The following is a 6,000-nucleotide window of genomic DNA, read 5'->3' as shown; positions in this document are numbered from 1 at the left end:
GTTGCTTTAGCGCCAAGATTATCGCTGGAAAGCGTAATAAGCCAAGGTTTCTGTTTTTCAATATGAACATCGAGTATCGAACCACCCGAATTGCTCCCCGCACCAAGATTAATGGTAGCTTGGCGTGAGAAAAGCCGATTGATTTGATCAAGCCCTTGCTCTATCTGGCGCAGATTGGTCGGCTTCCCAATAAGGTTTGGAAAAGCCGTGGTGATTTCTCCTTGAAGTCTCCTCTCAACTTTATGCCCATCAAGGGTAATATCTTCCATCACACCTTCAACTACAACAATCTTGAGATGACCGCCGCTTAAATCTTGCTCAGGCAAATAAGCCCGCACCGCAATATAGCCGCGCTTCATATAAAGCTTGGTCACCGCTTTGAGCACTTTGTTGATTTCGGCAATCCCCAAACACCGCCCTTCCCAAAGAGAAATGGCTTCATGAAGGTCGGTATGAGAAATCAACTGAGCATCAACAAATTCAATGCTTTTGATCAGCAAACAGGTTGTACCAGACGAAGCACCATAGGCAGATGTGGTATCATCATCTGGCAAAAATACCCCATGTGTTTCGTTTCTACGGTGTAATTGCTGAAAACGCTGTTCTTGCGTTTGTTGTCGTTGGATGCTCTCTGATTGATTAATCGCTTTCTCACGAATGTTTTCGGCAAAACTCGGCAACGAGAAAAGGCACAAAATAGCCGCAAAAACAAAAGTGAAAAAAAATCTATGCATTCATTGTGTCCTCAAAATGAGCAACAAAATGAACCATATCGTCAGCGTCACAGAAAAAATCGCCAACCGCGTAACAATTTTTTAATTTTTTGATGAGAATAATACTTATAACATCTGAGAGAAAAGCATAGACTGTACTGTATACACCTGCTTTATGTGTTGTGCAAACCATATCACTTCCCCCGCTTTTGAAGATTTTACAATGACACTGTTAAATGACAATCATACACTCTATATGCTTCTTAATTTTAAGGTGTTGCATGTAATATAATCTTGAGCTTCAAGTAAAGACTGTTATTCATAGAATATACCAAATTTATTGGAACTGTTACATATTAGAGACAACAAGAAACACTCCATTATTATCGCTTGATAAAAAAATAGCATGACGATAGCTTATTACTAAAATAAGCAAAAAAGAAATTGCGTAATGCCATAACTTATGAAGAATTAGCATATTTCAAAACTGCTTATCCTAATGAAAAAAACACTAAAGATGATCTGTTTTATTATGTTTACGGTCTCTTGCATTCAGAATATCGCACTCGTTATGTCGATAACCTCTCTAAAGAATTGCCTCGTCTTCTTTATATAAAAACTGCTAAGGATTTTGGAAGTTTGTAACAGCAGGGCATGAATTGGGTCATTTGCACGTAAACTATGAAACTGTAGAACCTTATCCTGAGACCTTTAAAAAGGGTAATCCAAAATTAACTGACATCTCTAATCCCGAAAAGTTTTATTATGTGACTGAAATGAAATTCACAAAAATTAAAAATAGTAAGGAAAAGATAAAACCATTGTTATTTACAATAGCAATATCACAATAACAGATATCCCTCTTGAAGCTTTATGAGTATATCGTCAATGGTAAACCCGCTCTTGAATGGGTTATGGAGCGTCAATGCGTTAAGACTGATAAAAAGAGTGGCATTGTTAATGATGCCAATTGCTATGCTGTTGAAACCATTGGCAACCCTGCTTATCCATTAGAGTTATTTCAAAGGGTTATTACCGTAAGTTTAGAAACAATGAAAATCGTGAAAAAACTACCAAAATTAGAAATTAGAGAAACTGAATAGATTTGGCATACTCACATAATGGGTATGATAAACTCATAAGGGGTATAGAGCTTATAACCATAATCTATACCTCTCTTGTTAAGTTGATTAGATATAATCTTCTTTACTATGAGGGATAACAAAATAAAGTTAAGAGAATAGGATTTTGCAACATTCCTCTTAATTATTGCGAATCAAGGATTCTTTTCGTGGAGTTTTTTTGCCATACCTGCTATCCAGAGGGTTTTTAATTCTAAAAAATTGACTTGAAGTCACAGTGTAGCTACACTATAACAAAGGTTATAAATGGAGATACAAATCATGAAAGCCGATTCTGTTGTTCGCGCTCGCATTCCTGCTAAAATGAAAAAACAAGCGATGATTACTTTAGAACGCATGGGATTAAGTGCATCAGATCTTATCCGCATAACATTTTTGCGTGTCGCTGAAGAAGGTTGTTTGCCTTTTGAGCTTAAAGTACCTAATAGTGTCACACGTAAAGCTATAAAGGAATTAGATGAAGGTAAAGGTAAGACATTTAAAAACGCTGATGCCCTTTTTAAGGATTTAGGCATTTAATATGCTGATACCTGTTCGCTCGAGACAATTTAAACGTGACGTGCGCAAGGCGGAAAAACGCAGTAAAAATATGAATAAGCTGCGTACACTATTAAGTCTTCTAATTGAAGAAAAGCCATTACCAAGACATTACTGTGATCATCCACTAAAAGGCGATTGGGTAGGGTATCATGATATTCATATCGAACCAGATTGGCTGCTTATTTATAGAATAGAAGGAGATAAATTACATCTTATTCGTACAGGAACGCACTCTGACCTTTTCAAAGAATAATTATATGAAAAGTTAAAAATACTCTAACTTTTCTCTACATAAAGAGCACAGACCGTAAAAAACTCGCTCTTGAAGCTATAAAAAAGCTCAAAAAAGATGAGAGATAGAGAAAAAACTAATAGAATCAATAAAGAATAAAATTCTCACTATTAATATAACTTATTGACCTAATTATTATTGAGTATCCCTTTTTAAAAGAATAGTTTATATGCGTTATTCTAAAAAAAATCATTTGCACTTTTAAATACTCTTATTTTGATTGCTTTAAGATTTTTAATAAATCCCATCTTAAAGTGAATACGCTTCTTTTACATTGGCTTTAAGAGGTTATACCGTAATCTAAAATGATAGCTTTATTGTTTTCAAAAGCTTTGTTGTGAATACTTATATTACTTTACGCTTTTAATTCCCTAATTTTTGAAAAAAATATAAACACCCCCAAAACCCCTACAAAATATATATTACAGGTTGTGTTTATAGAGTGCGTTTAATATAGGTTGTTTACATTAGAGCCCTTTATAAACAAAATTCACAAAAAATTTAAAATTCATTTAGTAAAAAAACTGATAGGTCATAAAGATAAAAATACGCATTATGAGAGCGTTTCTAAATATTATAAATGTATAGATTCAGAAAATAACGCAATCGTTTCATAAAGCCAATAATATAGCTTTAAAAGAATATAAATATAAAAGAAGAAATTGATAAGAACATGATAAATATTTATACATAATGAATTTAAAAAACATAAAAAATATCAAAAAAGATAAAATATTAATTGACAATAAATACGTATTTTATTATATAAATAATCAAGTGATCAAAACACTAAACATGTAGCGAAGAGGTTACGATAAACCTAATCCTATTAAAAACTGACTATCTTTTATGCTTTTGTTAGCATATATAGTGATTTTGTCGGGTGTAGTTACGCTATACAATACCCTTTTTATGGGAAAAGCGTAACAACGGACTACATGCCGTGTTTTGAGCGCCCGGCATCCTTATAGGGTGTTAATTCAAAATTATAAACATGTAGGATTTAATTATGACAAATATCTCAAAAACCACCCCCGTTATCTCTAATATTGCAAATGAAACCGCGCCTGTTAATCAACAAGAGCCTGCAAAAAAATACGAATTTACCAGTGAAAAATTCACTTTTGATGGTCTTACTTTACACCGCATTCGTGCTCTAAGAGATTTTGATGATGTTAAGGCGGGAGACCTCGGCGGTTTTATTGAAAATGAAAGTAACTTATCCCATGATGGCAATTGCTGGGTATATGATAATGCTCTTGTGTTTAAAAATGGTCACGTTTATGAAAATGCAAGGGTTTTTGGCAATGCTATTACTTGTGGTCATATCTATGGTCATGCGTGGGTTTATGACAATGCTATCGTTGCTGGCTATGTCTATAATAATGCCCATGTTTATGGCAATGCTGTTATTTCTGATAATTCCCATGTCTATGGTAATGCGCGTGTTTATGGCAAGGCTATTATTTATGATAATGCCTATGTTTATGACAATGCTAGGGTTTATGAAAAAGCTCGTATAGCAAATAACGTGCATGTTTTTGAAAATGCTCATATTCATGGCATTGCTGTTATTCGTGAAAATGTCGGCGGATCTACTAAAATAAAAACCTATACTGAACGTCTCTCTCCTTATGGTGAATTAGAGATTGTCTGGGTCTAATTAATAAAGCAGCGGCGGGCGCGGCGGGGGTGCCCCTCTTTTAAATTTCCCATTCCAAATTTTAGCAAATGTTTATCACATTAAATTGTGAGGGTATCTCTATGTGCAAAAAATATGAATTAACCAGTGAAATCAAAAAAATCAAACATGCTCTTACTCGAAATATTATAAACCTTTATCGCATTAAAGCTTTAAAAGATTTCGATGATGTAAAGGCGGGGTCTTTGGGCGGCTTTATTGAAAAGGAAGTTAACCTATCCCATGATGGCAATTGCTGGGTCTATGATGAGGCTTGTGTCTACGGTCATGCAAGAGTGTATGATGATGCAAAAATACGCCATTTTTCTCAAGTCTGTGGTCAAGTTTATGGCAATGCTGAAGTCTATGGAAAAGCTTTTATCTCTCAATATGCTAAAGTTTATGACCATGCTTTTGTCTATGGCAATGCTCATGTTTATGGCAATATTTATGGTAATGCTCATGTGAATGGTAGTGCCCGCGTTCTTGCTGATGCTCATATTTATGACCATGCGCATGTTTCTTATGATGCTACGGTTTTTAGTTATGCACGCGTTTATGGTCATGCCAAGGTTTCTGGCTTGGCCTGTATTTATAGCCATGCAAAAATTTATAATTATGCTGTTATTAATGGTCGTGCAAAAATTTATGGCAAGGTTTATGGGAATGCTTGTGTGAGTGGCTCTTGTGAGATTTATGGCTCTGTTTATGGCAATGCTAAAATCTCATATTGTGCAACGATCTGGGGGCGTGCTTATGGCAATGCAAAAATCAACAAAAAAAGCAAAGTAAGGTTGGTTCCAAAAAATTGTGAGGTTTATGAAAGGGATAATGTTGTCAATATAACTGATAAAACAGAATAAAAACACGCATGGGGCGTGCATTCTTTATGGTTATAAACGCATATAAAATGCATTGCTATTAAAATGCATTGCTATAAACATATCATAAAAGAGAGAGTAAAATAAAAAAAGCCGTGCCAAATAATATGACGCGGCTTTCAAATGTCTATTCTAATGATTAAAATGAATCATCCACAATGGAGTAATGAATGCATATATACAAAACGTATCATATTGCAAGCGCTCTATTATCTTTATGAAAACTTATCAAAAGAAACGTAAATGTGCATGTGATCTTTAATCACTCATTTGAATGAGAGAGCCTATAAAACGCTTGTTATGACTATCAAACGTATCAATCATAACGTCTTTATCTTAAGCACATTATCAAAACGCTTGGTAGCTTTAACAAAGCCCATTTTTTACATTTACGAGCATTGGTTTTCAAAACCATCTCTCATAAGACAATAAACAACCGATTTTATCAAACGCAAGGCTTTAAAAACTGTTATAAACATCAGTTTCAAACGTTTAAAACGTGCATTTAGAAAAGCTTTCATAAGCGTATTTTCATTAATTTTATGTTTTTATCATGTGATAACAATCCAATCTTTAAAACAAGATGTGATCTTTAAACGTATGTTATCGATAATTCCAAACAATTAAATTTTAAAACAATGTAATTTGTGCTGTGATAAAAACGTATCATAAATTTATAAACTGTTATGAATGATATCTGCTTTTCATTTCATTTGAATGACACATGCGTTATAACATTTACATGATGATT

The 6,000-nt window shown here is 34.0% G+C and carries 6 protein-coding genes and 1 pseudogene; 5 read left to right on the top strand and 2 right to left on the bottom strand.

The genetic code is table 11. The features are described 5' to 3' along the window. Together ACFIKO_RS05680 and ACFIKO_RS05675 are read right to left on the bottom strand one after the other, a co-directional pair. On the bottom strand, window positions 1–734 hold a 734-nt coding region (locus ACFIKO_RS05680; RefSeq protein ID WP_375673488.1), incomplete at its 3' end, for a POTRA domain-containing protein. Beyond that, window positions 727–906, bottom strand: a complete 180-nt coding sequence (locus ACFIKO_RS05675; protein ID WP_026500659.1) for a hypothetical protein — start codon at window positions 904–906, stop codon at window positions 727–729. The genes ACFIKO_RS05680 and ACFIKO_RS05675, both read right to left, overlap by 8 nt. A gap of 251 nt (window positions 907–1,157) precedes the next feature. Between ACFIKO_RS05675 and ACFIKO_RS05670 the strand changes: the two are divergent. From ACFIKO_RS05670 to ACFIKO_RS05650, 5 genes and pseudogenes are all read left to right on the top strand, one after another. After that, a pseudogene (locus ACFIKO_RS05670) lies at window positions 1,158–1,816 on the top strand (type ISP restriction/modification enzyme). 300 nt (window positions 1,817–2,116) lie between these two features. Further along, complete coding sequence (locus tag ACFIKO_RS05665) at window positions 2,117–2,374, top strand: type II toxin-antitoxin system RelB/DinJ family antitoxin (protein WP_026500656.1); 258 nt, start codon at window positions 2,117–2,119, stop codon at window positions 2,372–2,374. Between the two features lies 1 nt (window position 2,375). Continuing rightward, complete coding sequence (locus tag ACFIKO_RS05660) at window positions 2,376–2,648, top strand: type II toxin-antitoxin system YafQ family toxin (protein ID WP_026500655.1); 273 nt, start codon at window positions 2,376–2,378, stop codon at window positions 2,646–2,648. A gap of 1,048 nt (window positions 2,649–3,696) precedes the next feature. Then, window positions 3,697–4,350 (top strand): hypothetical protein, encoded by a 654-nt coding sequence (locus ACFIKO_RS05655; protein WP_375673487.1) that lies wholly within the window; start codon window positions 3,697–3,699, stop codon window positions 4,348–4,350. Window positions 4,351–4,451: 101 nt separating this feature from the next. Continuing rightward, window positions 4,452–5,231 carry a hypothetical protein gene (locus ACFIKO_RS05650; RefSeq protein ID WP_015856765.1) on the top strand — a complete coding sequence of 260 codons (780 nt, stop codon included), beginning with the start codon at window positions 4,452–4,454 and terminating at the stop codon, window positions 5,229–5,231. Window positions 5,232–6,000: the final 769 nt, after the last annotated feature.

It is taken from the genome of Bartonella sp. TS82HLJMH (genome assembly GCF_042193495.1).
GTDB lineage: Bacteria > Pseudomonadota > Alphaproteobacteria > Rhizobiales > Rhizobiaceae > Bartonella > Bartonella grahamii.
Note: the sequence above shows the minus strand (reverse complement) of the source record. Positions and strands in the feature narration are given on the sequence as shown.

Excerpts from the sequence above, each read along its gene's own strand:
- ACFIKO_RS05650 (WP_015856765.1), top strand. The coding sequence starts at position 4,452 with ATGTGCAAAAAATATGAATTAACCAGTGAAATCAAAAAAATCAAACAT.
- ACFIKO_RS05675 (WP_026500659.1), bottom strand. The coding sequence starts at position 906 with ATGGTTTGCACAACACATAAAGCAGGTGTATACAGTACAGTCTATGCT.
- ACFIKO_RS05655 (WP_375673487.1), top strand. The coding sequence starts at position 3,697 with ATGACAAATATCTCAAAAACCACCCCCGTTATCTCTAATATTGCAAAT.
- ACFIKO_RS05665 (WP_026500656.1), top strand. The coding sequence starts at position 2,117 with ATGAAAGCCGATTCTGTTGTTCGCGCTCGCATTCCTGCTAAAATGAAA.
- ACFIKO_RS05660 (WP_026500655.1), top strand. The coding sequence starts at position 2,376 with ATGCTGATACCTGTTCGCTCGAGACAATTTAAACGTGACGTGCGCAAG.